Below are 26,222 nucleotides of genomic sequence, written 5' to 3'. Positions count from 1 at the left end.
TCAACATTAATATTTTACCTAAACACAACAATTAGTCATGATCCCTTCCTATGCAGGCAGGCCTGCCTTTGTCGGTAGATAGGAGTCGCTCACGTGCCTAATTTTTATGGAGCCGCAATTTTTAAACGTCATCCCGTTCTTTCAACCTTTTTTTCGGTGATTTCTATGGAGAACCATCCTTCTTTTCCAGCAGGTAGGGTTTAGATTTTTATTTTGTACGGTTAATAATACAATTTCACGCCCTTTTCTTCGTTTCTAATAAACCCATAACGACAATTAACATGAATCTGATAAATTCTTCTATTGCTAGTTTATTGATTATGGTAATATTCGGTTTGTTGATATTACTATTTGGATTGGGCTGCTATTATTTATACCAACCCATCAATACCCTTACCCATAACAATCGGTATCAATGGGAAAAAATAGAAGGGGAAATAGTAGAAGTGACGCTGAATAAGCGTCCAAACCACGATCTTCCCGAAGAGGCCGCCATGGTATTTCCTATTGAGGAATGTGTTATCCAATATGCCTACAACCATAATGGGGAAACCTATACCAACGCCTCTATAGGACTCAACGGAGAAAAGGCCTATGACAATTCCTTTCACAACGAGCTTTACCTAAAGTTAAAAGATAAGGAGAAGGTGATGGTTTACTATAACCCCAATAATCCATCCCAATCTTCCCTTATTAGGTACGATGTTAACCTAAAAAGTTTGGGCACTGGAATTGCTTTGATGATCTTCCCATTCTTACTGGGATATTGGGCTTACATACGAAAAAAACATCCACCGCATTATTTAGCGGATCAAATTACTGTAGTATCATGATAATTACCATACTGATTGGATTGGCCATAACTATCTATGGGATAGTTTATAAAATCTTAGACCGCAGTGCCAAAAAATGGCCTTATACGGTGGGGACCATTAATAGCGCCCAACTGGCAGAAAAGATTAATACAGATGTAGACGGACGTAGAACTGCAAGATATAAGGTAGCTCTGGCCTATGAATACGCTGTTGGGGGAATTGGTCCAATGCTGGAGGGAAAACAACTCTTTCCCTATTTGGAGGTATGGGGAACTAATAGAAAGGAAAAAATTAAAATACTGGAAAAATTAGAGAAGGGAACCAAGGTGAAGGTGTACTACAATCCGCGTAAAACCTCTCATTCTTGCCTGATTGTTGGATGTAATTATGCCATTAATTATTTTATTGCGTTCGGATTGGCCTTCCTAGCATTTCCCTTGGTGTTTTGGATTTATGGAAAAAGCAACGATCTATTAGGGGTTTTAGACCAGATTTGGGTGAACTAAGCTACGGTAATAGTGCCATCAAGTGATGATGTGGCCTTCATTTTTAAGGAGCCTTTACAGATAAAAAAGTAGAGCGCTTCTTTGTGCTTGTGAGAACCTTAGTTTAGAGGGTATCGCATTCTGGATCAGAGAATACCCATCCGCTACTTCCCCAACTCCCTTGACTGTTCCTGTTTATTAGCAACCCTAAATTTTCTATGGACCGAGGGAGGGTAGATTTGGGATGTATTTGCTACATTAGCCGGCTAAATAACAGGAAATATCCAGTGCCAATTAAAATCCCCCGCAATGAAAAAATACCTTTATCTAATTGCCTGCATTCCGCTATTAGTAGCTTGTCAAAACATCACTTCCAAGCAACGTATAACTGTAGATGAAGACCTATTGCTTCACCACCTAAAGGTAATTTCCCATGATTCTATGCAGGGAAGATTCTTTGGAACCCAAGGGAACTATAAAACGCAGCGTTACCTTGCCGAACAATTTAGGGTGCTTGGGGTAGAACCGGCTTTCCCGTCTGGCAGTATTCAAGAATTTAGATATACGTTTAAAGGGAAGTTTAGACAGCGAATCTATCCTGTTTCTAATCCTATGGACGACTTTAGCAATGTGCCAGACACAACGGTGACAGGGGGGAATGTAGTCGCGATGATTAGAGGGAAGAGTGAAAAGGCCATTGTAATAACGGCCCATTTGGACCATTTGGGAGTGCGGAACGGAGAAATCTATAACGGGGCCGATGACGATGCTTCCGGGGTAGCGGCCTTGTTTGCCATTGCAGACCATTTTAAGAAAAAAACTCCAGCACATACCTTAATTCTTGCAGCGGTGGATGCAGAGGAAATTGGGTCGTTGGGGGCCGATTATCTTCTCAACAATTTTCCTATCTCCATTAAAGACATTGTTTTAAATGTGAATATGGATATGATAGGGAGAAGCGATTCTTTACAACTTTATGCTGCCGGACTGTTTCATTATCCATTTTTAAAAGAACCCTTGGATGCTATAAAATCTTCTAAAATAACACTGCACTACGGTCATGACGATCCAAATGATAAGGAACTGCAAGATTGGACGTTTTCCTCGGATCACCGCGTATTCCACAAAAGACAAATTCCCTTTATATATTTTGGGGTGGAAGATCATAAGGATTATCACAAACCAACAGATACCTTCCAAAACATGGATACCGCTTTTTATGTAAGTGCGGTGGAATTGATTATTGAGGCTATTGATACTTTGGATTCCCACCTCATCGATAAAAAATACTAGAGGTTTTTGCATTTCAAGGGAACGCTTTATCCGGGCTTGATCCCGTGTAAGGGACTTTACCGTAAAATGCACTTTCTGTAATTATTCCTAGGATTTGCGCCTAAACTGCAATCTTTTTCTGATAGAGTTTCCTAATACGCTCATATTTTTCTAGATTGGTCAATGCTGGAGGCAATAGCGTTACGTTGAAGGTTATTAGAAAAATAATATCGATGAGTAACAGAATTATAAAACTAAGTTTGAAAATCACCTTTATCAGACTGGAATTTTTGTCGATTTAAATGTTTTATAAAATAGAATAAATAATAAAAGTTAAAAATAATGAAAACCTCAAATTTTAAACTACTTACAATTTTTACTGCAATGCTATTATTCATTGGAACATTTTCATCTTGCTCGGATGACGATGGGCCAACTGCTAACATATCCGTTAACGAAGGTCCATCTGGGGACATAGGTGGCGATTTCACTGGAAATGGCGGAAATGCTTCCAGAACGATTAATTGGACCAATAAGTTGGCGACGGCTGACTATAATGCTGACATAACTGCTACCGCAGCTGGAAAATTTAAGATTGTAGTTGCAGATTCAGAAGGAACCGTAGTACTAGACAGAACTCTCAACGGTGGCAGTGAACCTGATAGTATTGACGGTGTTACACGAGCTGGAAAACCTGGAAATTGGACGGTAACAATCACGCTAACTTCGTTTAATGGAGATGGAAGTTACTCCTTAAGCGAGGGAGATTAATAAAGAAATCCTATACAAGACCGTCAACCAACCAAAAAACTAAAAACATGAAAAAAACCACCTTTTTTGTTTTATCAATTGCTATTTCCCTCTTATTATTCTCATGCAGTAGTGACCATAAGGATGTCTCACAGAGGGAATTTTTGGAGGAGGTGCTTCCGAATTCTACGGTACATACTATTTCCGTAAAAAATAACAATGCCATAATAGAAACTGCCACTGCAGCCAAGGCCTTTAGAATTAAGGATGTCCCTGCCGAAGACCTAGAGGTCCTACTAAATAAAATTCAGTCCAAGAACGATCAGGTTGCAGTGACCTTTTCCCAAGAATCGAACTCCATGCCAAATATATTTTTTCTTATACCTTTTCTCATGCCTTTTTTAATTCTCCTGCATATTATTCTTCTTTGGGTTGCCTTAAGAATAATAATCAAATCGGCAGTAGATCCAATGGAGAAATTAGTACATACCTTTATTTCCATCCTGGTTCCGTTTTTTGGTCCGTTAATCTATTTAACCACAAAAATAGAATAGGGCATAGCATTGATAGTTTATATCCGTTAACATTCTAATAGTGGGGGTACCAGTGAAAGTGATATGTAAGCATCAAGTAAATAACATATTTCCCTGCTCAACTTAAATACATTGTCATTAATACGAAAAACAAATTTCTCAAAATAAAGAAGATAGTTTTAGGATTAATTAGTAGGCTATGTTTTGCTTGTAATCAAAATTCGACTTAAAAGGTGCCATCAATAGATTCATCCTTAAAAGTGGAAGAACATCAGGACGATAAGATAAAGGTGCTGAATTTTGGATCGGTACCTCGTAAGTTCAACATCAGACGCCGTTTCTTCTAAAATAAATCTGGAAGACCCATCTAAATACACCAATTTTTAAACTCGCCTAGAATAATACGGCAGCAAACACTAAGGAGTATGGATAAGATTGAATCGGTCACCCTAATAGAAACAACTAAAAGCTGGAATGGGAAGGCATTGCCTCAATACCCCAAAGGGAAACCTAAGGTTACCATCTTGAAAATAACCATCCCGCCTCACTCCAGATTAAATATTCATAAGCACCCTGTTATCAATGCTGGGGTCTTAACAAAGGGAGAATTAACGGTAGTTGATGAAGAAAATAATACGCTTCAATTAAAAGCAGGCGATGCGTTGGTAGAGCTCGTAAACTCCTGTCATTTTGGGGAAAATAACGGGGATTCCCCCGCAGAGATCATTGTTTTTTATGCTGGGACAGACGCGCTACCAATAACTGTGGAGGAGAATAGGAAATTTAGCGAATGTTATTCTGCCTGGAAAACCACCGAGTAACACTGCAGCTGGGGCAAAGCTACTACTGTAACAATGGGTGATGGCAGGCCAGAATGCGTATTTATCCCCCGTAATTTCCTGTAGTAGCCTTAAATTAGTCATTCTAACAAGGGTTATTGTTGGGCAATATTAGAATACAGCTCGGGTTTTGGTGTCTTTAGAAGATCGCGCTATGCTTCCAGGGTGGGTTATTATACCTAAAATGGCCCTGGTTGACTTATTAGAATCCCTTACTTTTACCCAAAATGGGAATGCTGCATAGCCATCCCGTAGCAGAATTATTTAAAAATTATGATCGACTTAAACAAAACAGTTGCTGTCCTTACCCTTAGATTAATATTGGGCTTTATTTTCTTTATGCAAGGCTTCGGTAAAGTCGTTACCTGGGGGATGGAAAAGGTGTTTCAGGCCGACTTCTTTCAGGGGACTTTTGAAGATCTATTACCTGCACCTATTATTTGGATAACCGCCTATTATACGTCCTATGTGGAGTTAATTGGAGGCTTGCTGCTGGTGTTGGGTTTTAAAACAAACTATGCCCTGTATGCACTTGCTTCCGTATTGGTTGTCGTAACTTTTGGTCATGGCTTGGCAGAACCCATTTGGGATCTGTCGCACGTGATGTACCGGACCATCCTATTAGTAGCACTGCTGTTATTGCCAAGAGAATGGGACAGGTTTTCCCTGGATAATATTATTAAGAAAAAATCTGCTGTCAATAATTCTTGACTGGAATTTAGCTTAGCGAGAACTTGACTATAATGTGGATGACCCACGAAAATATAATTTATACTAACTTTAAAGGTACATCTAAATGAATACTTCAAAATATTTAAATTATATTTTAACTACAATAGTATTATTAACTTTCAGTCAGTCCTCGTATAGTCAGGAGTTAGAGGTGAGTAAAGGCCTAACAACAAGAACCCACACTATTTCTTCTAAAATAACGGGGCACGATTATGAACTGGAACTATCATTTCCAGAACGTTACTCATTAAACGATACAGTATCTTACCCCGTATTATATGTTATTAATTCCTTGGGGTTATCCGACTTTAAAGAGGCACAGAAAAAATTGGGTTCTGAGGGGGAAGTGGAAGACGTTATTATCGTAGGAATTGGTTTCGAGAATACTACTTCATACGATTCGTTTGTTAAAAGATATCACGATTTTACGCCATCTGTTGACACCCTGGATATGCGAAGAATGGAAAGTTTTTTAGATTTCCTAAAGGGACCTTAAAAGCTGGAGGGGCCGACGAATTTTTGGAAAGTTTAAAATCAGAAATAATTCCATTTGTAGATAAGCACTATAATACGAATTCGGATAGAGGAGTTACAGGAGAATCTTTAGGAGGTTTGTTTACTGCCTATTGTTTTATAAACTCTGATGGTTATTTTACAAGATTCGGAATAAACTTTCCTCGGCTTGAGTGGAATAATGACGAAGTTTTAGATAATGGTATCTCTAAGTTCAAGGCAAGTGATCATTGGGATATACCTGCAACAAAAGTCTTTGTTTCTTCGCATGAACCCCTTATTTCAGTAGTAGGTATAGAAAGGGTTTCCAATGTTCCAACAACATTAAAGTTTAGCGCCTCTTTGGAAAACAGTAATTATGAAAATATAGCCCTTACCCAACATATATTTATTAAAGAACCTAACCGATCCATATCGTCGGCTAGTGCTAGTAAAATTCTTTCCGCATTATATAGAAAGGAATAGAAGATTAAAACAGTTGTAAAGTGGCGGTTGATATTTTTCAACCTGCAATAGGCATGGAAAAAGAGGATAGTCACAAGAATACCTGGCTCGGTTACAGCGGAAAATGGATTGCGCCAGATGAACTAACGACGTTTACAGGTAGCAATAGAAATATCGCAATAAATGTGGAGCTTTCTAATTAACTCTCATGAAGTACCCGAAACATCTTTTGTGCTATCACTCTAAGAATACAAAATCAAAAATACCCCCAGCAGCACTCCAGCTAAAGGCACCAATTTCTTTCGCTTATTCTGTTCCTTAAAAATAAGTCCGCCAATTACCACCGCAATTAAAAGCTGACTCCGTTTAATGGCAGAAAGCAGCATTATTAAGGCCTCTGGATCTTGTAGGGCCTTAAAATAAAAATAATCGGCAGCCAATAGAAAAATACCCACCGCTGGGATACTCCAACGCCAGGTAAAGGCCTTGCGTTTCTCAGCATTGGGAAACCAGCTGATCGATAAAATGATCAGCAAAATCAAAATCACATAAAAACTAAACCAAAAAATTAAGGTTTGCGGATTTAAATCCACGTACTGCACAAGGAACTTATCATATAAACCGCTGGAAGCCCCCAAGAAAGTAGCTCCTATAATGGCAAATATCCATTTGTTCCTTTTAAAATTAATGCCCTCTTTCTTTCCTATTCTAGAATACAGGATCATGGAGAAAATAATGACAAAAAATCCAAGCCACTGCAAAAGATTCGGGCGCTCATTGTATATCAAAATAGCCCCGATAAAAGTGAAAAACGGTCCGGCAGATCGTATGGGGGTAACAATGGTGATGGGCAAATGTTTTAGCGCCTGATAGGCTAAAATCCACGAGGCCGCCATAATAGCCGATTTAATGAATATAAAGCCATGTACCTCCCAGGGAATGCTGGGAATATAAAATCCGCTAGCCATACTGTACTCCGGAAAAAATAGGGAACCAAAGAAAATGGGTAGAATAAATAAAAATCCCGAACCAATGGTGCCCAACAGTACCGGAAATACCTCATTGCCCTGTACAGCATGTTTTTTGCACAAGTTGTGCAATCCTAAAAAAAGCGCGGCTAAAAGCCCTAAATACATCCACATTCGCGCGAAGATAAACCTATTTTTATATATGGGGTGGACATTGCTGCTCTGCTCCACCTTGCACGCCTTTTGCTAAGAGGAGTTTTTTTTGGGAGGTGGTTAAGCATCTACTAAGAATACTGCATAGAACGCCAGATGCAGCAACCCTCTACCCAATATATGCTTATAAAGGGGTTAAAGGTCTAGGGGTATGGATCTAGGAAGTGTAAGTGGCTAGTGAACTATTCAGGTTTCATAAAGATGCTATTTTCCAAAGCGTTTAACCTTGATGCTTTTTTGCTCCACTAGAATTTTAAAAGGAGACAGTTTACTGGTTTTCCCAGATTCCACCGTGAAACTGGCGGTGGGTTGTTCGCAATGGGTCTTACTGGCTAAAGAGCCTTTATCCAAGGAAATTTGATAGGTTCCATTCGGTAAAAATACGGTGAATTCACCATCGTTGGTAGTGGAAATTCGCTGTATATGTTTCCCGTCCTTGGAGATGTTAAAAAGAATGCCTGCTATTTTAGGTTGAAATTTTTTGGATAGCATAGGATCGTACTCATACCGTATTTTTCCTGTAACGCTTCCGGTTTGGTGCAAAGGGATGGAAAGCTGCTGGTGGTAGGCGTTTAATTCAAACTCCTGTTCATTGGTAAACCATCCTTGGGCAGCAACAGAATTAATGGTGTAGGTTCCAAAAGGAACAGATCTGTACACAAGCTCACCGTTCTGGTCTGTTTTAAAAATAGCATCGTTCAGTTTAATAAGGTAGTCTGGTGCAATTTCATCGCCTTCATCAAATACATTATTGGCGTTGTGATCGAAGTATGCCTGAGCCCTAATTTTCCCTTTCCTAGCAGTAGAAGGAGCTTTCCCCTTAAAATTAATGGTTAGTCCGGCTTCTAGTGTAAATTGGTTGTTCTGGGAAGTATATACATAATTGTCATTACGCTGTGTCTGATATTGGGACCAAGAAGTATTGAGAAATAGTCGATATCGATTATTTGGTTGATAGTGGATATTTAGAAATGTGGAAATATTACTGCCTAGTTGGAAATTATTATTGTAGTTGAGACCGGAGTTGATAGCGAGTTTATCTTCCAAAAAGTTTTTGTTGGCGGAAACCGAAAATAGTAGGCGTTGGTATTCCTGGTTTGTACTGGTATTTTGTTGGGCTAAAGTACTCTCAGATAGGTAGAAACTTCCATATTGATAGGTGGCATTGGCATTTATCCAAGCAAAACGGTACATCAGATTGGTTTTTAATTGAGGTTTTAGAGAACTTTCATTGGCATATTTTACCAGCCCTTCTTCCATTCCAAGTAATACGGAGTGTTTCCTATTTAAGCTAGACCAATTTAGGCTATTTGTAATACGGTTGGCGCTCATTTTTCCTAAGGTAGTTTCCAAATCACTTTCTCTGAAGTTGGTACGGGTTTCCGTATGATGATAAAATCCGAGCCGTAGTCCAAATACCTTCCTTCTAGGGAAATTAATCCCCATATTAAAGCGGTAATTGGTAGAGGCGTAATTTATCTTATAGGTATGCGATTTGGGCGAATAGTTGGAAATGAATAGATTGGAATAGATAGAACGATTTTTGGATATGTTTTTAGATGCGTTCTGATGGATCTGAATAACCCCACGCCTATTACCTGGAAAATAATCACTGCTTAAAAAATAGTTCCCTGAAAGCTTTACCCTTTTTATATTTCCGGAGTACTGCGTTTCCAAGGCGTAGGAAGTTTGACTCTCATCTATTTCTTCATAGTCGCTAATGGCGGCATTTCCTTTAACGTTTAAGCGCCACCCTTCCCCAAGCCTGTAGGCTTTTTCCATTCCTAGCATGTGGTTTCGCGAATTATCCATTTTATCCTCCTTAAACACATAGCTGCCCAAGGTGTAATTATGGGTGTTTACATTGCCAAAAACACTGCTAACATACATTCCGTACCCCCGCTTTAAAAAAGCATTTTGCTCAATTAAATTATAGTTTTGATCTATAAAACCCAATTCCAAGGTTCTGTTGTTGTCTCTATTGGTGATACTGGAGGCTATACCGCGACCATAAAGTGGCATTTCCAATTGCTGACTAATATTTCCCACCTTCAATGAATAATTGTCTAAATGATACGTCAAGGAGGTGTTCGTTATATAAGGTACGTCTGCATTCTCTGTCAGATACATATTGCCGTCCATAGCCAAATAGCCCGCAGAAAGATTTACATCTGCCGAACCAATTACTTGATAACTATTGGTGTTTGCTCCAAGTCTTCTGTAGGAGGTGGTGATACTGTTTCGATGCGAATTATAAGTATCTCTGGTAGCTCCCAGATCGTGATGCTGCTTGCTAGAGGAAATGTTTTGAACGGTGATAGAGGTATTGCCAAAAAGATCTTTCCCCGGACCTCGCATTGCGGCTATCTGAACGGTGAATTGTGGTGAGGTTAACAAGGACCTTGGCGGTAGAAATCGCAAGATAAAATCGGTGTCTTCTCCTATGTGTACCACTCCATTTTTTTCAAAGAAATTCTTTTCCCCCGTAAGGTTAGGGATGCTAAACACCACGGTAGCATCCTGTATTTTGTTGCCTAAGTTGCTTACCGTTACTTTTAAAACCAAGGTATCGTTAGGATTGGTCAATAAGACCATAGGACTTTCGGTGAAAAGTCGCATGTGGTTATTTTCTTTTACCGTCTGGGCTGTTTCTTGGGTCTGTAGCACTTTCTTATGGGCGTCCAAGAGGTCTACTCCTATAGTGGAGGTGCCAACAAGGGCAGCAGGTTGACGCAATAATTTTGAGGAAATAAAGCGTTTTTCTCCAGGTTCTAAGGAAATAGGAACAAGTGGCTCAGAAATACTTTTAAATCCCGCTGGGGTATTAATTTGTATAAAACCCTCAAAGGGACTTTCAGTAGAATTGGTAAGACCTATTAGTACGTCTACCAGGTTAGATCTTGCTTTTCCGTCTTCCACTTTAACCGTCATTTCTAGGCCTTGTTGTGCGTAGGTAGAAAAACACCATAGGAATCCAAAAAGACAGCAGAGTTTTTTAGCAACGGATGCGCGCATAGGTGGGCCTGGGGTTTATTGTGGCGTGATGATATATTGTAACGTTGTACTGTAAATATCCGATGGGGCATTAATAAGATTAGGGTCGTTTGGATTGCTCTTATAGGTAATGTCAAAATTTACAGGTGTTCCTTCTGTGGTTCCTCCGGTCGCAATTATTTGTTCCAAGTTGCTTAGTGGAACGGGATTGGTTGTAGCGGGATTGTTGGCTCCTGCGGATAGCAAAACGCTTATAGCTTCCAGTGCAAGTGTGTTGCCGGAAGGGGAGCTGAAGAGGTCTTGAGATGATCTTACTTGTACTTGATAATCAGTATTGGCGGATACAGTTAGTCCGCCTGTGTAAGTTATTTGGGTGCCTTGTTCATAGTCGTTCACGGACTTTAGCTCCAAGAGGCCGTTGGATGCATCGGCATTCACTTCTATTGAAAACTGGGGAGTAACTGGAGGTATTTGAATTTGTATTTTTAAATTAAATTCTGTTGTTAGGATATCAGTTTTGTTTTTATTCTTTTTATAATAAAATCTGGCGCGCAATGGTAAAATAAATTCCGAGTTTTCCGGGTAGGTGTTTAGATAGGCTCCTCCGGCTACGCTAACATGGTAATACAAATCAAAAGTGCCTGAGAAAGAGGCGTTGGATTGAGGTACTAAAAATACTTCAGCTGTTTGTTGAAAAGGAACATGTGTGGGCATGCCTATTTCATCAATACTTGGATTACTGGTAGTGTTGGAAGGTTGAAAACTGATTTTGTCTGCGGGGAAACCGTCAAGGTCGATAGCCTCCACTGAGATTCGCCAGGTTCCTTTATCTATAGATGAATTCCCAGAGCCTTGTAAATTAAAATAAAATGCGTCCTGATTTGATTGTCCACCCTCATCCGTGATAATGATCGTAGGATTTTGTTCAACTACTCCAAAACTAATGTTTTGTGCATCGAGGGTTGCAAATGAAGCTATAAAAAAGACGATATATAGAGCGTTATTTTTCATAGGCAAAGGTTAATTCGGCCATTTCAAGGCTGGCATCATTGCCATAATCCATAATTATGGTTGCCACGTAATCCCCCGCTTGCAAGTCTTGGGGTAAGGTAATCTGGGTTTCCCTGTAATTTCCTGGCATGGTATAAAACACCAAGTGGTCTAGGGTTATTTTTTCCCCGGTACCGGTATGTAATAATTCTGGGTATAGAATACCATCTGTCCATATATTCCCCAAATTTTCAAAATGGACGGCAATTTGATTGGTTTCCTGATCATAAAGCATGTTTTGAACTTCCAGCTTTTTGTTCTGTGTTGTCCTGGTGCGGTGGTATAGCTTAATGCCAGAGCGCACACTAATCTTCATATTGGCGCCCGCTTTGCTAACATCGTCTATGGGGTTCATTTGGGTAACGTACAACATGGCCGTATGTACAGGGACGTCGTTGGTAAGCGTTTGCGGAGTGGCAATACTTACCTCTACCTCCTTGGATTCTCCTGGTTTTAGGGAGAAATAGTGTTGGTCTTGTTTTAAACTTACCCAACTGGCGCAGGAGGTGGCCAAACTATCGGCAGGATACATCATATTGTCTCCTTTTACATTGTACTCCCAATCGCCCAAGCTGATGGCAAGGTCTAAGCTGTTGGAAACACTCTCATTGGTCACCCTTATTTTTTGGGTACTATGTTGTCCTGGGTCTGTTTCAAAATATACCCGTGGGGGCGATACCGAGAGTCCGGTTTGTGCCTGGAGGGTGCCGTATAAAAGAAAGCATAAAAAAAGAATGGGGTATTTCATGGGGAGCGTAAGTTTTTACTTATTAAACGGTAAAAAGTGCTATATGGTATATAGCACTTTTTATAAATTGTGATTGCTGTAATAGAATTATTGGGCAGTAAGAGTATAGGTTACGGTCGTTTGATAGATTGAGGTTCCTTGATCTTTTACGTAATAATCCAAATAGCTGTCGCCTCCTCCATATTCTATGTTGATACCCTTTCTAGCGGCACCTTTATTATAACTTACAATAGTGCTTCCCGTTTTAGATAAAGCAACTCCGGTTGAGTAGGAAGGTTTTGGGGAACTAGTAATAGGTTTAGTTGTACCTTCTAATGCAGAGATTGTTATGGTATTCGCTGCGATTGATCCATGAGATCCATTCGCTACTGTGTTGTCAATATCATCCACTGATGAACTTGCGGTTACTTGGAAGCCTCCAGTGCTAAAAATCTCTAAATGGTCTTCTTGAAGAAGTTTCACACCAGCTGCATATTTTGCTTCTGTGTCATATACTAAATCCACTGTTGTTTGCGCAGGGTTCACCGTGATAGTATGAATACCTTTAAGTTTTACGTTTAAGGTGACATCGGCCGTTTCTGTTTGCGCATTTACAGCAAATGCGAACAACAGGGCTGAGCTAGCTAAAATAGTTTTTGTAATTTTTTTCATGGTTTTATGGTTTATATAAGTTTTGTTGGTTGCTAACGAGAACCTTAGAGGATGAATACTTTTCTGCGTTAAGAGGTTAATTTATTCGTTCAATAGCCTTTGGTGTCTTGTAGTCCGTTTTGTAAGTGGTGACGATTTAATCAAGTGGTAGCTGATAGGCATTATGGTGAATTTCTGATTTGATGCCTCTTGTTTATCTGAAAATACCCACGCTGAATAAGATTTTTGGGTTGTTTGTAGGAAAAAGACATTATTCCCATAAAATACATCAATGGATTGATCCCCCTTGGTGGAGGTTGCAATCGAAATTAAAGGATAGAAGAGGTAGTAAAGAACCCAGTATTAAACCGCACTCCTTGAATTAAATAATAAATCCCCTTCAAGCCGCTTGCGTTTACCACTTCTTAATTAAATAGTGGGGCATTTTCTCCACAGCTCCTAAAATAACCTCTCTAAAAGCCTTAGTTTAGTAAAGACAAAATAATCAAACCTTGTTGTCTATAATCCAATGTTGGCTAGTCTTTTGAGAGTTTTCCTTGTCATTGGAGTTAAGAGATGCTTTGAACCTAAAATCTAACCTTATGAATATCGATACCGCCATACTTGTAATCCTTAGTGTTTTTGGAATTTTTACGGGCATAATAATTATAACAAGAATTTTTGGACTGAGGACGTTTGCCAAAATGTCTAGTTTCGATTTTGCCTCCACCATTGCTGTTGGTTCCATCTTAGCAGCGATTGTTATCAATAAAGACCAAGGTGTCTTAAAGGGAATCTTGGCCCTGGTCTGTGTTATTGGATTCCAAACCCTGTTTTCCTTCTTGGTGAGGAAAAATGATTGGTTCAAAAAACTGTTTACCAATAAACCCCAAATGTTGATGAAGGACGGCGAGATTTATTATGATAATCTGCAAAAATGTAATGTTGGGGTGAGTGATCTAATGGCAAAACTAAGGGAGGCAAACGTTCACAAGTTTTCAGAAGTTCAGGCTGTGATATTTGAAAGTACGGGCGATATTTCCGTTTTGCACAGTAGCGCGATGGATGAGGTGGATTCCATGATATTGGAGGACGTTGCCACTTAAAAAAAAATTGACGGTTTTAAGGAAAAAATCTTGAAGAAATGTATTTTGCAATCGCATAGTGCAGAGCTGTAGTGGTTTTATTAAAAAAGATTTTTAAAATTATTTATATGAAAACAGGTAGATTGGAAGCGTTCAGTGATGGGGTTTTGGCCATTATTATTACCATTATGGTGCTGGAAATGAAGGTGCCCCAGGGTACGGACATGTACGCATTACTCCCCGTATTGCCAGTTTTCCTTACCTACCTGGGAAGTTTTATTTACCTGGGGATTTACTGGAACAATCACCATCACCTGCTGCAAGCAACCAATAAGGTGAACGGATCCATTCTTTGGGCCAATCTAAACTTGCTTTTTTGGCTATCCCTCTTTCCTTTTGTAACAGGTTGGATGGGTGAAAATCATTTTCAACAGAACCCTGTAGCTCTCTACGGTATTGTGCTACTGCTGGCAGCCATTGCCTATAAAATTTTATCCCACTATGTAATTAAAAGCGAGGGAAGAGAGTCGGTGATTGGGAAAGTACTTCAGAATAACAAAAAAGAATATGTCTCCATGGCACTCTACGCATCGGGGGTTGTCTTAGCCTTTGTAGAGCCTATTATAAGTGTTGCAATATATATCTTTATGGCTATATATTGGATTATACCAGATAGGAGAATAGAAAAGGAGCTTAAGTAGCAGTACGCTTAGATTATTGCTCCTACGGAGCCCCCTTTTTTTGTTAATCATGCCATGAGGTTTATGGTTTCTAAATCGGCTCCCATGGGAATTGGGGGTGCCTCCCTTTTTTGATTACTAAAGGGGGTAATAGACAATTAATTTCTAACTTGCCCAAAAGTTTTAAAATCCTAGGCTAAGCGGAAGATAAGCGTTTGCCTTAATTTTATTCACATGGAGAAAAAAATAAAAAATGTATTTGTACAAGGTGCTATAAGCCCCGAATTTATTGCTAATTCCATTGCCAAGCACCAATCCAAGACCACTATTGGGGCCCATGATATTTTCTTGGGCCAGGTAAGGGCCGATATAATTAACGACCAGGAGGTTGCAGCTATAGAATATACCGCTTATGAGGAGATGGCCAATCTGAAATTTCACGAAATAAGAGAAGCGACTTTTGAGAAATTCGATCTCAGTTGTATGCACATCTACCACAGTTTGGGAAGGGTGAATGCCGGAGAAATTTGTCTATTTGTTTTTGTTTCTGCTCCGCATAGAAAGGAAGTTTTTAAAGCCATGCATCATATCGTGGACGAAATTAAGAGTCAGGTTCCCATATTCGGTAAGGAGCTGTTTAAGGACGATTCCTATCAATGGAAAGTAAATACATAGGTTATGGTAGATATCACCCATAAAAAAGAGACGCTACGCACGGCCATTGCCCAGGCGGTGGTACAGCTAAGTTCGGAAGACACCATAAAAGCCATAAAGAATAATGCCGTTCCCAAAGGGGATGTTTTTGCCATGAGCAAGGCAGCGGGATTATTGGGGGTTAAGAAAACACCGGATCTGTTACCGGACTGTCATCCCTTACCCATAGAGTTTACGGATATCACCTATTCTATAGAAGGATTGCAAATTAAAGTACTGGTAACGGTTAAAACTATTTACAAAACCGGGGTAGAGGTAGAGGCCATGCACGGGGCCAGTATTGTAGCTCTAAATATGTACGATATGCTAAAACCCATTGACAAGGGAATTGAAATTCTAAATATAAAATTGGTCTTAAAAACAGGGGGTAAATCCGATATAGGAACCAAAAACGTGGAGGGTAGTTAGGCCATTATTTTTAACAACATCTTAATAGAATATAGTCTTATCTTTGTAAGGTGAAAGTAGCTATACATCATAGGATTATACTCTTACTCCTCTTGCTGGGACTTGGAAGTGCAGTTATGGCGGCACCTCCAATGGATCTCAACGAGATTCCGGATTATGGGGTAGAAAAGAATAACCAACAACTGTATGGGGATCTGCCTTTGTCGGTAAGTTTGGTGTTGCAGGAAAGCAACTCGGAATTGCCTGCCCCCTCCAAATCCAATTATACGCTACTATCCCGTCAGGAAAAAAATTATACTTCTCTCGCAGGCAGGAAACCAGTGTTGCCGTTAAGAAAGAAAACGGATATCACAGTAGGTCTGGATAGCCTGACGCTCATTTACCCTTTTCACACTTTTTTCTAGAAGCTTGATTTCATTAAACTTTTTTGATAGGAATCCTATCCAAAAAAAATGCTTCTCCCTAGTGGAGGGAGGCAAGACTATAATTAAAAATCAAGCTTATCCAGACTAATTTAAATACCAGCTAGGATTTCCATGGCCTTTTAGAGGTATGGTAGCTCGGGATTTATGTGGGTCGTAATTAAAAAGAAAAAAGAATGAGTAACTCAATGATTTTAATATCCGTGTTATTGGTACTAGCAGTGGTGGTTCCATTAATAGTTTTAAATATCTCCGGGAAAGGGGAGACCAAAACAGTCATCCATAAAACCAAAGAATATGCCAAAGAGGCCCAGCTTAAATTTGATGCCAAGGAAAGTTGGGGCAACAGGTTTATCGCCATTGATAAAAATCGAAATGTACTGGTTTTCTCGAGGATGGTAAACGGCGAGGTGATGATAAGGAAAATCGCCCTGGAAAAAGTAGAAAAAGTAGAAGTTCAAATGGAGACCAAAACCGTGAAAGTAAATGCGGTAAAAGAGAAGCTGTTACAAAAAATGGAGTTGGCCATTGTATGCTACGATCAACCAGATAACCCCCTTGTACTTAATTTTTATGAACTGGGGCAAATCTATACTGAGGACTACGAGCAAAGACGAGCAGAGAAATGGAAGGCCATTATTAATGAGGCGGCTAAAAATAAGGCAATGGTCAAAAAAGTTGCCTAATTAGAGGCCTAGCTTAAACCATTTAGGACGCCCGACATTACCAATAGCGGTATGCCGGGCGTTTTTATGGTGGGTGACTTATTCTCTTTTAGACCATATTTCGTGCAGGGGGTCCCCCTTGCTACTCTTTCCGCTATGGTACCAATCCTTGCCCATTACCTTATAGTTGAATGTGAGGCTTGCGCCTACCCGGGAATTGTCTCTAGAGAAGTAACCTATATGTTCCGTATACTTCCCATCCTTGGCTAAATAAGTGCCTCCTCCCGTACCAAAAAATTGCATGGATTCTGTGTTGTAGGCAATCCATTGAAAATGTCCGTTCATCAAAAACTTCATGGTCTTCCGCGGCCTGGAGGTATCTACCCTGTCTTCCCCTTGGTCTGTTACCCTTCCAGAAAATAACCACTTTCCGTCTAAGGGCTGTTGATTTTTGGCAACTGGGATAAAGGACATGGGAGTACCTAATTCCAAAATAAGTTGATCGCCCTCCATTTGGAAGGGGATTTCAGTTTCTTTGGAGTTGCCGGCTTCATAATTGGAATCGAATTCCATAACCAACTTTAAATTATTATTTTCCGCGGTATAGAATCCGCCATAGGTCCTTAAAAAGGTAGGGGGAGATTCCTTATAGGTACTGTGAATGAAATAATTGCCATCTATTTTTATTTCGTGCTTTATGGTTCCCTCCTCCTTTTGCTCATCAAAATGATATACGTTGGCCGCAATTTGCGCGCTAAGACTATTGGAAAATGTCAGGATAGTAAAAATGGCCAGGATTAAACAGGTTTTTGTAGTTTTCATAATGAGTAATTTGACGATTAAATATATGAATTAAATAATTGAAATTCAATAGAATAAGGACTTTTGGGGTTTTTGTAATTTGCCGTTAATTTACTGTGTGATAATCTTTATCCTAAATTTTTTTAAAAGCCTTGTTTTTCCATTTTTTTTGTTTTCATTTGCTGCCTCAAAATAAGCGTTAAAATTCGTTGGGACCTAAAACGTCCTACTGTTAAAGATGAACCACCTTTATAGATTTGGACATTGTAGCCCAGACCAAAAAAATCTGGGAACTCCGCCAAAGAACCTACGCCTAAAATGGCTACGAACGCTAAAATTGTATCTTTCCGTTACAGCTAGGCATGCCTATAGGTTTAAACCATTCACGGCAAAAGAATTGATGATCTAAGAAATAAAAATGTAACTTTCTGAAATCATTGCCATTGGCAAAAATTAAATATTTGCATAATTCTTTATTTTACAGGTACCATTATGAATACTAAATATATCGATTTAATAGAACAGACCTATGATTTTCCACAAGAGGAATTTACCTTGGAGGATAGCAGCCTAAAATTTCACGATATTCCACTTATGGACTTGGTGGAGAAGTATGGGAGTCCCCTAAAATTCACCTATCTTCCAAAAATATCCGAGAATATAAACAAGGCGAAGGAATGGTTTAAAGTGGCTATTGAAAAGAATAACTACAAAGGGAAATACTACTATTGCTATTGTACCAAAAGCTCCCATTTTAAGCCGGTTTTAAACGAAGCATTAAATAATGACATCCATATAGAGACCTCTTCCGCGTTTGATATTAATATAGTAGAAAGACTAAAGCAGACAGGGAAGATAAAGGACGATACCTATATTATTTGCAACGGGTTTAAAAGGGACCAGTACATTTCCAATATTGCGAGGCTTATTAATAGCGGACATCAAAATTGCATCCCAATCATAGATAACTATGAGGAGTTGGATCTTTTGACCGATGCCATTGACGATGTCTTTAAAGTAGGTATTCGTATTGCTTCTGAAGAGGAGCCTAAATTTGAATTCTATACTTCGCGTTTGGGGATTGGATATAAAAATATTGTACCTTTTTACGAGAATCAGATACGGGATAACGATAAGGTGGAGTTAAAGATGCTTCATTTCTTTATCAATACCGGTATTCGGGATAATTCCTATTATTGGAATGAGTTAGTAAAATGTTTAAAAGTGTACGTAAGGCTTAAGAAGATTTGTCCATCTTTGGATAGCCTCAACATCGGTGGGGGGTTCCCTATCAAAAACTCTTTGGCATTTGAATATGATTATCAGTATATGATAGATGAGATCATCAATCAGATCAATATAACCTGCCAAGAGGCATCGGTTCCCGTGCCCCATATTTTCACCGAATTTGGGAGCTTTACCGTAGGGGAAAGTGGGGGAGCCATCTATGAAATACTATATCAGAAACAACAGAACGATCGGGAGAAGTGGAATATGATAGACTCTTCTTTTATTACGACACTGCCAGATACTTGGGCTATTAACAAACGATTTATTATGTTGGCGATTAATCGTTGGAATGAGGAGTATGAGCGCGTGCTTTTGGGCGGATTAACCTGTGATAGCGATGATTACTATAATAGTGAACAGAATATGAACGCCATTTATTTGCCAAAATATAAAAGGGACAAGCCTTTATATATCGGATTCTTTAATACAGGTGCGTATCAAGAGACTATTGGTGGCTATGGTGGCTTGCAACATTGTTTAATTCCACATCCTAAGCATATCTTGATAAATAAGGATGAGAATGGGAATATTACGACGGAGCTGTTCAGCGAACAGCAAAAAGCCGATGAGCTGCTTCATATCCTAGGTTACGGTGCTAGCTAGGAGGGGAATGCCATTTCGGATTAATGCGTATTATTAATTATAACCTGCCTGCCATTTGGTAGGCCAGACCACTAAAAACTATAAAAGTTAAAAAATGAAAACGACTAACAATTACGCTGGCATACCAGATGAATTTGCGCAATTGGAGAAGGCAAAGGTAGTTTTAATACCTGTGCCATATGATGGAACCAGTACTTGGGGAAAGGGAGCGGATAAAGGTCCTCAGGCCTTTTTGGAGGCTTCCGAGAATATGGAACTCTATGATATAGAAACCGATACTGAAGTGTATCAGCAAGGGATTTACCTAGCTAAGCCGGTGGATGAAAACAGCTCTCCGGAAGCTATGGTGAATGCAGTGCACAAAACAACCAAGGCCTATATTAAACGCAATAAGTTTGTGACCTTATTTGGAGGGGAACACTCCATTTCCATAGGGACGATTCGTGCTTTTAATGAATGTTTCGACAATTTAACTGTACTGCATATAGATGCACATGCAGACTTAAGGAAATCCTACGAGGGTACTCCTTACAATCACGCCTGTGCAGTTCATGAAGCCAGTCAGACTACCAATCTTATCCAGGTAGGTATCCGAAGCATGGATGCTATTGAGAGGACCTTTATGGACGAGGAGAAAACATTTTTTGCCCATGATATGGTGCAGGATACGTATTGGGTAGATAAGGTGATCGATCTAATGACAGACAATGTATTTATTACCTTTGACCTAGATGCCCTAGACCCTTCCATTATGCCTTCTACCGGTACCCCGGAGCCAGGAGGGTTGTTCTATTACGAAACCCTGGAGTTCTTAAAACAGGTGTTTTCGGAAAAGAATGTGGTTGGGTTCGATATGGTGGAGCTTTGTCCCAACGAACAAGAAAAATCCTCAGATTTTTTAGCGGCAAAATTGTATTATAAAATGTTGAGTTATAAGTTTATGGGAGAGGCCGTAACAGATGACTATGATAATACGTATGAGCTAAAGTCTAATAGTGGTGGTAGTAACAAAACAAAATTTACAGATGATGAAGAATAAAGGTGCCATTTCTAATTTTATTGAAAAATATTATTTGCATTTTAATGCTGCGGCCTTAGTGGATGCAGCTAAGGGATACGAGGCTCAATTGGCTCAAGGATCCAAAATGTTGGTAGCTATGGCCGGTGCCATGAGTACCGCCGAAATAGGTAAGATTTTTGCCGAGATGATCCGTCAGGACAAGGTGCATATTATATCCTGTACTGGAGCCAATCTAGAAGAGGATATTATGAATCTAGTGGCACACTCACATTACAAGCGAGTTCCCAATTATAGGGATCTAACCCCGCAAGAGGAATGGGATTTAATGGAGAAAGGTCTTAACCGAGTAACGGATACCTGTATCCCGGAGGAAGAAGCTTTTAGGAGATTGCAGAAACATATTCATAAGATATGGAAGGATGCAGAAGCTGCTGGCGAACGCTATCTTCCCCATGAATATATGTATAAATTACTCCTTTCTGGAGTATTGGAGGAATACTATGAGATAGATATCAAGGATTCTTGGATGTATGCCGCAGCTGAGAAGAACCTACCTATCGTATGTCCAGGATGGGAAGATAGTACCATGGGGAATATTTTTGCTTCCTATGTAGTAAAAGGAGAGCTAAAGGCAAGTACAGTGAAATCTGGGATAGAATATATGACCTTTTTAACGGATTGGTATACCGCCAATTCCGAAAATGGGATAGGATTTTTCCAGATTGGTGGCGGTATCTCTGGGGACTTCCCCATTTGTGTGGTACCTATGCTCTACCAAGATCTAGAGCGTACAGATACTCCATTTTGGAGTTACTTCTGTCAGATCAGTGATTCTACCACAAGTTATGGATCGTATTCTGGTGCTGTGCCTAATGAGAAGATTACCTGGGGTAAATTGGATATTAATACCCCTAAATTTATAATAGAGAGCGATGCTACTATAGTTGCTCCCTTAATTTTCGCTTATTTATTAGATATGTAGTTTATGGATAATTTAAAAAGAGTTATTGTTGATTTTAAGAAGCTTACGCCAGAAGTTTTAAAGCTATTGGTAGAAAAGTATCCAGATGGGTATGACGATCTTAACATCATCACTTTTAAGAATGCCAAAGGGGAACGTATAGAGGCAGTAGAGGTTACTACCGAAGATACCAAGTATCTAGTGAAAATTAGTGCCAAGCTAGAGATGACCATGGCAAATTATGATGAGGACGATTATGAGGACTTCGATGAAGACGATCCAGAAGCTATTCCAGATGTAGATATAGAAGGAATGGAAGATGATGACGTGGACCTGTAGCATCAACGCTGAAGCATTGTAAAAGCCTCTAGACCCCAATTGTTTAAAGTGAAAATTGCTATTGGAGCAATATCTGGATTCTTGGGAGTTGACTTTTTGCAAAGTGCTAGTTCACCTGTTCTATCGAAACAGTTCAATTTAAGTATACTACTGGCTCCCCGAGGGACTGTCCTGTCCCATTCTTTGGAAGGGGAGCCTTTGTTGTAGGACGGAGATACCTCCGCCTTTCGCATTAAATAATAGAGGGAACCAGTTCGCCATCTAAACATAGTTGAAAACCGGTGTAACATTTTTTTTTCAAGGAAAAATGCCTACCCTATTTTTGTGCTATTCATAAAATGTTCCGTCCTTTATACACTTGTTCCCTTTAATTAAAGTTGGAACGATCCTGGAGAACTGCCGGTGGCAGCAAAATCACTTCAAGAGGGAGGAAATTAGTAGGGAATACCTACTGCTGAAGAATTCCATTGGAATTGGTGCGGGTACATAGTTGTTAGATTTAAAGTGGTTGAAGGGTTTCTTAGTATCTTGTAAGAATTTATTCTTTCTCCGAATGGATAACCCTAAGAGGGGCTTTAAATAATAGCGGTGTTCAATGCTTTATTGATTTTGGAAAATTTTGGATGCGATGTAAAAAATGGTCTTTTTATGGGATGGCCTCCTGTGGCAAGGCAATTAATATTAAAATTAAATGGGCAGGAAACCTTGCACCTAAAGGGTTGCTGGGTTATGTTGCCACATAAAAACAGTTATTGAGTAATGACGGATAACGAGCTAATGGTAATTGGTAGTGAAGAGTGGTGTGTTTTTGGGGAATTGGAAATTCCGGCTATTAAGGCTAGGGTAGATTCTGGTGCCAAAACCTCTTCTATTCAGGCAAATAATATAAAGGTCTTTAAAAAGGGAACTCAGGATTGGGTGCAATTTGAAGTAAATCCCTTGCAGGAAAATAGGAGTATTGTTATTGAATGTAAGGCCCCTTTGATAGATCGTAGAACGGTAAAAAGTTCTTCCGGTGTATCCGAGGAGCGTTATGTGATTAAAACCCCGGTAAGCTTGGGGGATGCTACCTTTGATATAGAGCTCACCTTGGCCAGTAGGAATACCATGGAATACCGAATGCTTTTAGGGAGAGAAGCCCTAAATGGTAGGTATATTGTAAATCCGGCTATTAGCTTTAATGTGAAAGAGATGAGCCATAAGGAGGTAACAGATCAATATGCTTCCTTTGTGAAGGAGAAGACCGGATTAAAAATTGCCCTTTTGGCCAGTAATCCTAAATTGTACAGTAATCAAAGGATTATGGAGGCTGGGGAGGCCCGTGGCCATGAAATGGTGTTCCTAAATGTGGAGCACGCCTATATGAAGCTCGATGCCAATTCGCCCGAAATTAGATACCGAGGCGGTAATATCTTAAACGAATTTGATGCTATAATCCCTAGGATTAAACCAGCGGTAACCTTTTATGGCTGCGCGCTAATTCGTCAGTTTCACAACCTTGGGGTGTACTGCCTAAACTCAGCCGAATCCATCACCCAATCTAGGGATAAACTATTTGCCTCGCAGCTATTCTCTAAGAATGATATCCATATTCCTATTACGGGCTTTGCAAAATCGCCCATGGATACTAAGGATTTAATTCAAATGGTAAATGGTGCGCCCTTAATCATAAAATTATTGGAGAGTACCCAAGGGAAGGGCGTGGTGTTAGCTGAAACTAATAAGGCGGCAGAAAGTGTTATCAATGCCTTTAAAAGTGTGCAGACCAATATCTTGGTGCAAGAATTCATCAAGGAGGCCAATGGCCAGGATATCCGATGCTTTGTTATAGACGGTAAGGTAGTTGCCTCCATGCAGCGCCAAGCGGCAAAGGGGGAGTTCCGAGCTAATATACATCAAGGAGGGGAGGCTTCGGTGGTAAAGATTACCGCAGAAGAAAGAAGGCTGGCAATTAAGGCAGCAAAAGTACTTAATTTGGCCGTTGCCGGAGTAGATATTATCCGCTCCAACAAAGGCCCTTTGCTTCTTGAAGTAAATTCTTCCCCCGGTTTGGCAGGGATAGAGGATGCCACAGAGAAAGACATTGCCAGTATGATGATTAAGGCAATTGAGAAAAAACTAAAATTTAGTCTCCTATAGGGTATCGGAGCTTCTTAGGTTTTTAATCATTTCCTCGGTAGTTTGTTCCAAATCGAATTCTGATTTCCAATTCCAGTCTTTTCTGGCTTCGGAGTCGTCAATACTACTGGGCCAGGAATCGGCGATATCCTGCCTGAAATCTGGATGGTATTCAACTTCGAAATTTGGGAACCGCTTTCGGATGCTTTCAGCTAATTCTGCCGGGGTAAAACTCATCCCGGCTAAGTTGTAAGACGATCTTTCCTTAATAGCCTCGGCATCGCATTCCATAATAGCTATGGTGGCCCTAATGGCATCGTCCATATACATCATGGGCAATTTGGTGTCTTGCTTTAGGAAGCAAGAGTATTTTTTATTGGCTAGGGCATTGTGATAGATGTCAATGGCATAGTCGGTGGTCCCACCTCCAGGAAGGGTTTTCCAGCTGATTAGGCCAGGATATCGTACGCTTCTAACATCTACCCCGTACTTTTTATGGTAATACGCGCACCAGCGCTCCCCGGCTTGTTTGCTAATGCCATACACCGTACTAGACTCCATGATGGTATGTTGTGGAGTATCCTCTTTGGGAGTGTTGGAACCAAAAACTGCAATGCTGGATGGCCAGAATACTTTGCTTATTTTTTTATCCTTGGCAAGGTTTAATACATGTAGTAAAGAATTCATGTTTAAATCCCACGCCCGCATCGGAAATTTTTCGGCTGTGGCACTTAGCATAGCCGCCATGAGATAGACCTCTTCAATCTCGTAATGCATTACAATGTTTTCTACGGCTTCATAGTTGGTAGCATCCAGAAGCTCAAAAGATCCAGATTCCATTAATGCGCTGTTGCCTTCCCTTATATCACTGGCTATTACCTTGTCGTTGCCATAGCGTTCGCGCAATGCCATGGTCAATTCAGTTCCTATTTGCCCGCAGGCACCTAATATCAATATCGACTTTTGCATTAAAATGAAATGATTTAAAAGTTGGCATAAATATACCTTTTATTAAAATTTGTACCTTCGTCCTATGGAAAAAATTTGGTTGTTGGGCATGGTTCTATTCTTGCTGGTATCATGCAAGGAAGAAGCGGACAAGGAAATTACGGTGGCGGCACAGGAGGAGTTTATCAATATAGACTCTCTTCCCAGACCTATAGCCGTAAATGCTAAGGCTGAGGCAATTTTAAAAAACTGGCAAGCCTTTTACAATATGGAAACTACCTTTGAGTCGCTCTATCGGGTGGAAAACCGGGAAGACCTTAGCTTGGTGATAGACGATCTTCTTGAGAAACAGAAGCAACTGGAGGCTTCCACGTACCCAGAGATTTTTGATAAGCCGCAGATTAAGAGTAGGTTAATAGTGCTTCATACCTTTATTTTAAAGACCAAGGGGAATCTGGAATACCGGATGGATACCAAAGAAACTACCTTGGATATGATTGCGGCATACAACGCTTATAGAAATCAATTTAACGTACTGGTAAATAGTGAGTTAGATACAAGTCTGATTTTAAATGAATAACCTTTATATATTTTTTGTAGCCCTTATGGCTTGGTTTCCAGTTCACTCCCAGGAAAACTTGGAGAAGGAAGCTGTACGTACCGTTTTAGAGGAATGGCACTTGGCCGCTTCCGAAGCCCGGTTCCAAGATTATTTTAATGCCATGTCCGAAGAGGCAATCTTTATTGGAACGGAAGCAGGGGAGCGCTGGGATAAAGAAGCGTTTATGGCCTATGCCAAGCCACATTTTGATAAAGGAAAAGCATGGAGTTTTAAAATTCTGGAACAACACCTTTATTTTAATGAAGCTAAGGATATGGTGTGGTTTGACGAGTTGTTGGATACCCAAATGAAGCTATGTCGCGGCTCTGGGGTGCTACAAAGAATACATGGGGAATGGAAAATATCCCATTATGTGCTTTCCATAGTAATCCCTAATGAAAATGTGTCCGAGGTAGTGCGGATCAAGCAGGAAACGGACAACGAAATCATAGAAAAGTTTAAGAAACAATAGGGAATAGCGATGCACTGAAAAATTTACAGCAAAAAAAAAGCCACTATAATTAGTGGCTTTTTTGGTTTTATACCTTAGGTACTTGCGGTAACCCTGGTAATATTGAGG

29 protein-coding genes and 1 pseudogene are annotated in these 26,222 nt (G+C 39.9%); 23 read left to right on the top strand and 7 right to left on the bottom strand.

What is annotated here, in order from left to right:
- The first annotated feature begins 281 nt into the window (after positions 1–281).
- The 10 genes and pseudogenes from BV214_RS10960 to BV214_RS16810 all read left to right on the top strand — a co-directional run bounded on the left by BV214_RS10960 (position 282) and on the right by BV214_RS16810 (position 6,586).
- On the top strand, positions 282–833 hold the full coding sequence (locus BV214_RS10960) for a DUF3592 domain-containing protein (RefSeq protein WP_086477548.1): 552 nt from the start codon (positions 282–284) through the stop codon (positions 831–833).
- Positions 830–1,321, top strand: coding sequence for a DUF3592 domain-containing protein (locus tag BV214_RS10955; protein ID WP_086477547.1), 492 nt, complete (start codon positions 830–832; stop codon positions 1,319–1,321). Before BV214_RS10960 ends, BV214_RS10955 begins: the two co-directional genes overlap by 4 nt.
- Before the next feature lie 288 nt (positions 1,322–1,609).
- Positions 1,610–2,593, top strand: coding sequence for a M20/M25/M40 family metallo-hydrolase (locus tag BV214_RS10950; RefSeq protein WP_086477546.1), 984 nt, complete (start codon positions 1,610–1,612; stop codon positions 2,591–2,593).
- A 363-nt stretch (positions 2,594–2,956) separates the two neighbouring features.
- The gene (locus tag BV214_RS10945) at positions 2,957–3,343 is read left to right on the top strand and encodes a hypothetical protein (protein ID WP_223883381.1); all 387 of its coding nucleotides are present in this window, start codon (positions 2,957–2,959) and stop codon (positions 3,341–3,343) included.
- A gap of 47 nt (positions 3,344–3,390) precedes the next feature.
- Positions 3,391–3,876: a PLDc N-terminal domain-containing protein gene (locus BV214_RS10940; RefSeq protein ID WP_086477544.1), complete on the top strand. Its 486-nt coding sequence runs from the start codon at positions 3,391–3,393 to the stop codon at positions 3,874–3,876.
- A 404-nt stretch (positions 3,877–4,280) separates the two neighbouring features.
- Positions 4,281–4,676 carry a cupin domain-containing protein gene (locus tag BV214_RS10935; RefSeq protein ID WP_086477543.1) on the top strand — a complete coding sequence of 132 codons (396 nt, stop codon included), beginning with the start codon at positions 4,281–4,283 and terminating at the stop codon, positions 4,674–4,676.
- 291 nt (positions 4,677–4,967) lie between these two features.
- Entirely contained in the window at positions 4,968–5,405 is a 438-nt protein-coding gene (locus tag BV214_RS10930; RefSeq protein ID WP_086477542.1) for a DoxX family membrane protein, read from the top strand.
- Positions 5,406–5,490: 85 nt separating this feature from the next.
- Positions 5,491–5,922 carry a hypothetical protein gene (locus BV214_RS10925; RefSeq protein WP_086477541.1) on the top strand — a complete coding sequence of 144 codons (432 nt, stop codon included), beginning with the start codon at positions 5,491–5,493 and terminating at the stop codon, positions 5,920–5,922.
- 11 nt (positions 5,923–5,933) lie between these two features.
- Positions 5,934–6,404: pseudogene (locus tag BV214_RS10920) on the top strand (alpha/beta hydrolase-fold protein); the annotation flags it as partial.
- A gap of 20 nt (positions 6,405–6,424) precedes the next feature.
- Positions 6,425–6,586, top strand: coding sequence for a hypothetical protein (locus BV214_RS16810; protein WP_176328502.1), 162 nt, complete (start codon positions 6,425–6,427; stop codon positions 6,584–6,586).
- A gap of 39 nt (positions 6,587–6,625) precedes the next feature.
- Here the strand turns inward: BV214_RS16810 and BV214_RS10915 are convergent, their stop codons facing one another.
- The 5 genes from BV214_RS10915 to BV214_RS10895 all read right to left on the bottom strand — a co-directional run bounded on the left by BV214_RS10915 (position 6,626) and on the right by BV214_RS10895 (position 13,007).
- Entirely contained in the window at positions 6,626–7,525 is a 900-nt protein-coding gene (locus tag BV214_RS10915) for an EamA family transporter (RefSeq protein ID WP_086477539.1), read from the bottom strand.
- Between the two features lie 243 nt (positions 7,526–7,768).
- Complete coding sequence (locus BV214_RS10910; RefSeq protein ID WP_140157750.1) at positions 7,769–10,579, bottom strand: hypothetical protein; 2,811 nt, start codon at positions 10,577–10,579, stop codon at positions 7,769–7,771.
- 15 nt (positions 10,580–10,594) lie between these two features.
- Entirely contained in the window at positions 10,595–11,569 is a 975-nt protein-coding gene (locus BV214_RS10905; protein ID WP_086477537.1) for a hypothetical protein, read from the bottom strand.
- Positions 11,559–12,356, bottom strand: a complete 798-nt coding sequence (locus BV214_RS10900; RefSeq protein ID WP_086477536.1) for a fimbrial biogenesis chaperone — start codon at positions 12,354–12,356, stop codon at positions 11,559–11,561. Before BV214_RS10900 ends, BV214_RS10905 begins: the two co-directional genes overlap by 11 nt.
- 87 nt (positions 12,357–12,443) lie before the next feature.
- Positions 12,444–13,007 carry a hypothetical protein gene (locus BV214_RS10895; protein WP_086477535.1) on the bottom strand — a complete coding sequence of 188 codons (564 nt, stop codon included), beginning with the start codon at positions 13,005–13,007 and terminating at the stop codon, positions 12,444–12,446.
- 581 nt (positions 13,008–13,588) lie between these two features.
- On the opposite strand from BV214_RS10895, the gene BV214_RS10890 reads away from it, so the two are divergent.
- From BV214_RS10890 to BV214_RS10865, 6 genes are all read left to right on the top strand, one after another.
- Entirely contained in the window at positions 13,589–14,092 is a 504-nt protein-coding gene (locus BV214_RS10890) for a DUF421 domain-containing protein (protein ID WP_086477534.1), read from the top strand.
- Between the two features lie 107 nt (positions 14,093–14,199).
- Positions 14,200–14,772, top strand: a complete 573-nt coding sequence (locus tag BV214_RS10885) for a TMEM175 family protein (protein WP_086477553.1) — start codon at positions 14,200–14,202, stop codon at positions 14,770–14,772.
- 213 nt (positions 14,773–14,985) lie between these two features.
- Complete coding sequence (locus BV214_RS10880; RefSeq protein WP_176328501.1) at positions 14,986–15,426, top strand: molybdenum cofactor biosynthesis protein MoaE; 441 nt, start codon at positions 14,986–14,988, stop codon at positions 15,424–15,426.
- Positions 15,427–15,429: 3 nt separating this feature from the next.
- Entirely contained in the window at positions 15,430–15,873 is a 444-nt protein-coding gene (gene moaC / locus BV214_RS10875; RefSeq protein ID WP_086477533.1) for a cyclic pyranopterin monophosphate synthase MoaC, read from the top strand.
- A gap of 50 nt (positions 15,874–15,923) precedes the next feature.
- Positions 15,924–16,277, top strand: a complete 354-nt coding sequence (locus BV214_RS10870; protein WP_086477532.1) for a hypothetical protein — start codon at positions 15,924–15,926, stop codon at positions 16,275–16,277.
- Positions 16,278–16,471: 194 nt separating this feature from the next.
- On the top strand, positions 16,472–16,981 hold the full coding sequence (locus BV214_RS10865) for a hypothetical protein (protein WP_140157749.1): 510 nt from the start codon (positions 16,472–16,474) through the stop codon (positions 16,979–16,981).
- Positions 16,982–17,059: 78 nt separating this feature from the next.
- Here the strand turns inward: BV214_RS10865 and BV214_RS10860 are convergent, their stop codons facing one another.
- On the bottom strand, positions 17,060–17,782 hold the full coding sequence (locus BV214_RS10860) for a hypothetical protein (protein WP_086477530.1): 723 nt from the start codon (positions 17,780–17,782) through the stop codon (positions 17,060–17,062).
- A gap of 471 nt (positions 17,783–18,253) precedes the next feature.
- On the opposite strand from BV214_RS10860, the gene BV214_RS10855 reads away from it, so the two are divergent.
- From BV214_RS10855 to rimK, 5 genes are all read left to right on the top strand, one after another.
- Positions 18,254–19,654 (top strand): type III PLP-dependent enzyme domain-containing protein, encoded by a 1,401-nt coding sequence (locus BV214_RS10855; RefSeq protein ID WP_086477529.1) that lies wholly within the window; start codon positions 18,254–18,256, stop codon positions 19,652–19,654.
- A 94-nt stretch (positions 19,655–19,748) separates the two neighbouring features.
- Complete coding sequence (gene speB, locus BV214_RS10850; RefSeq protein ID WP_086477528.1) at positions 19,749–20,693, top strand: agmatinase; 945 nt, start codon at positions 19,749–19,751, stop codon at positions 20,691–20,693.
- Positions 20,683–21,657, top strand: coding sequence for a deoxyhypusine synthase family protein (locus BV214_RS10845; RefSeq protein ID WP_086477527.1), 975 nt, complete (start codon positions 20,683–20,685; stop codon positions 21,655–21,657). The genes speB and BV214_RS10845 overlap by 11 nt, the downstream gene beginning before the upstream one ends.
- A gap of 3 nt (positions 21,658–21,660) precedes the next feature.
- Positions 21,661–21,975: a hypothetical protein gene (locus BV214_RS10840; protein ID WP_086477526.1), complete on the top strand. Its 315-nt coding sequence runs from the start codon at positions 21,661–21,663 to the stop codon at positions 21,973–21,975.
- 759 nt (positions 21,976–22,734) lie between these two features.
- Positions 22,735–24,114, top strand: coding sequence for a 30S ribosomal protein S6--L-glutamate ligase (rimK, locus tag BV214_RS10830; protein WP_086477524.1), 1,380 nt, complete (start codon positions 22,735–22,737; stop codon positions 24,112–24,114).
- Here rimK and BV214_RS10825 read toward each other — a convergent pair.
- Complete coding sequence (locus tag BV214_RS10825) at positions 24,109–25,062, bottom strand: NAD-dependent epimerase/dehydratase family protein (protein ID WP_086477523.1); 954 nt, start codon at positions 25,060–25,062, stop codon at positions 24,109–24,111. The genes rimK and BV214_RS10825 overlap by 6 nt on opposite strands.
- A gap of 64 nt (positions 25,063–25,126) precedes the next feature.
- Between BV214_RS10825 and BV214_RS10820 the strand changes: the two genes are divergently transcribed.
- Positions 25,127–25,621 carry a hypothetical protein gene (locus BV214_RS10820; protein WP_086477522.1) on the top strand — a complete coding sequence of 165 codons (495 nt, stop codon included), beginning with the start codon at positions 25,127–25,129 and terminating at the stop codon, positions 25,619–25,621.
- The gene (locus BV214_RS10815; RefSeq protein ID WP_086477521.1) at positions 25,614–26,114 is read left to right on the top strand and encodes a nuclear transport factor 2 family protein; all 501 of its coding nucleotides are present in this window, start codon (positions 25,614–25,616) and stop codon (positions 26,112–26,114) included. Before BV214_RS10820 ends, BV214_RS10815 begins: the two co-directional genes overlap by 8 nt.
- Positions 26,115–26,222: the final 108 nt, after the last annotated feature.

This window comes from Arenibacter amylolyticus (genome assembly GCF_002150785.1).
GTDB lineage: Bacteria > Bacteroidota > Bacteroidia > Flavobacteriales > Flavobacteriaceae > Arenibacter > Arenibacter amylolyticus.
The sequence above is the reverse complement of the archived record's forward strand: the minus strand, read 5'-3'. Positions and strand labels throughout refer to the sequence as shown.

What these genes read in the sequence shown, in the direction of transcription:
- BV214_RS10890 (WP_086477534.1), top strand. Translation starts at nt 13,589, where the DNA reads ATGAATATCGATACCGCCATACTTGTAATCCTTAGTGTTTTTGGAATT.
- BV214_RS10940 (WP_086477544.1), top strand. Translation starts at nt 3,391, where the DNA reads ATGAAAAAAACCACCTTTTTTGTTTTATCAATTGCTATTTCCCTCTTA.
- BV214_RS10885 (WP_086477553.1), top strand. Translation starts at nt 14,200, where the DNA reads ATGAAAACAGGTAGATTGGAAGCGTTCAGTGATGGGGTTTTGGCCATT.
- BV214_RS10825 (WP_086477523.1), bottom strand. Translation starts at nt 25,062, where the DNA reads ATGCAAAAGTCGATATTGATATTAGGTGCCTGCGGGCAAATAGGAACT.
- BV214_RS10960 (WP_086477548.1), top strand. Translation starts at nt 282, where the DNA reads ATGAATCTGATAAATTCTTCTATTGCTAGTTTATTGATTATGGTAATA.
- BV214_RS10845 (WP_086477527.1), top strand. Translation starts at nt 20,683, where the DNA reads ATGAAGAATAAAGGTGCCATTTCTAATTTTATTGAAAAATATTATTTG.
- BV214_RS10910 (WP_140157750.1), bottom strand. Translation starts at nt 10,579, where the DNA reads ATGCGCGCATCCGTTGCTAAAAAACTCTGCTGTCTTTTTGGATTCCTA.
- BV214_RS10930 (WP_086477542.1), top strand. Translation starts at nt 4,968, where the DNA reads ATGATCGACTTAAACAAAACAGTTGCTGTCCTTACCCTTAGATTAATA.
- BV214_RS10860 (WP_086477530.1), bottom strand. Translation starts at nt 17,782, where the DNA reads ATGAAAACTACAAAAACCTGTTTAATCCTGGCCATTTTTACTATCCTG.
- BV214_RS10820 (WP_086477522.1), top strand. Translation starts at nt 25,127, where the DNA reads ATGGAAAAAATTTGGTTGTTGGGCATGGTTCTATTCTTGCTGGTATCA.
- BV214_RS10855 (WP_086477529.1), top strand. Translation starts at nt 18,254, where the DNA reads ATGAATACTAAATATATCGATTTAATAGAACAGACCTATGATTTTCCA.
- BV214_RS10815 (WP_086477521.1), top strand. Translation starts at nt 25,614, where the DNA reads ATGAATAACCTTTATATATTTTTTGTAGCCCTTATGGCTTGGTTTCCA.
- BV214_RS10840 (WP_086477526.1), top strand. Translation starts at nt 21,661, where the DNA reads ATGGATAATTTAAAAAGAGTTATTGTTGATTTTAAGAAGCTTACGCCA.
- BV214_RS10955 (WP_086477547.1), top strand. Translation starts at nt 830, where the DNA reads ATGATAATTACCATACTGATTGGATTGGCCATAACTATCTATGGGATA.
- speB (WP_086477528.1), top strand. Translation starts at nt 19,749, where the DNA reads ATGAAAACGACTAACAATTACGCTGGCATACCAGATGAATTTGCGCAA.
- BV214_RS10905 (WP_086477537.1), bottom strand. Translation starts at nt 11,569, where the DNA reads ATGAAAAATAACGCTCTATATATCGTCTTTTTTATAGCTTCATTTGCA.
- BV214_RS10925 (WP_086477541.1), top strand. Translation starts at nt 5,491, where the DNA reads ATGAATACTTCAAAATATTTAAATTATATTTTAACTACAATAGTATTA.
- rimK (WP_086477524.1), top strand. Translation starts at nt 22,735, where the DNA reads ATGACGGATAACGAGCTAATGGTAATTGGTAGTGAAGAGTGGTGTGTT.
- BV214_RS10935 (WP_086477543.1), top strand. Translation starts at nt 4,281, where the DNA reads ATGGATAAGATTGAATCGGTCACCCTAATAGAAACAACTAAAAGCTGG.
- moaC (WP_086477533.1), top strand. Translation starts at nt 15,430, where the DNA reads ATGGTAGATATCACCCATAAAAAAGAGACGCTACGCACGGCCATTGCC.
- BV214_RS10945 (WP_223883381.1), top strand. Translation starts at nt 2,957, where the DNA reads ATGCTATTATTCATTGGAACATTTTCATCTTGCTCGGATGACGATGGG.
- BV214_RS10865 (WP_140157749.1), top strand. Translation starts at nt 16,472, where the DNA reads ATGAGTAACTCAATGATTTTAATATCCGTGTTATTGGTACTAGCAGTG.
- BV214_RS10895 (WP_086477535.1), bottom strand. Translation starts at nt 13,007, where the DNA reads ATGAAAAAAATTACAAAAACTATTTTAGCTAGCTCAGCCCTGTTGTTC.
- BV214_RS10900 (WP_086477536.1), bottom strand. Translation starts at nt 12,356, where the DNA reads ATGAAATACCCCATTCTTTTTTTATGCTTTCTTTTATACGGCACCCTC.
- BV214_RS10915 (WP_086477539.1), bottom strand. Translation starts at nt 7,525, where the DNA reads ATGTGGATGTATTTAGGGCTTTTAGCCGCGCTTTTTTTAGGATTGCAC.
- BV214_RS10880 (WP_176328501.1), top strand. Translation starts at nt 14,986, where the DNA reads ATGGAGAAAAAAATAAAAAATGTATTTGTACAAGGTGCTATAAGCCCC.
- BV214_RS10950 (WP_086477546.1), top strand. Translation starts at nt 1,610, where the DNA reads ATGAAAAAATACCTTTATCTAATTGCCTGCATTCCGCTATTAGTAGCT.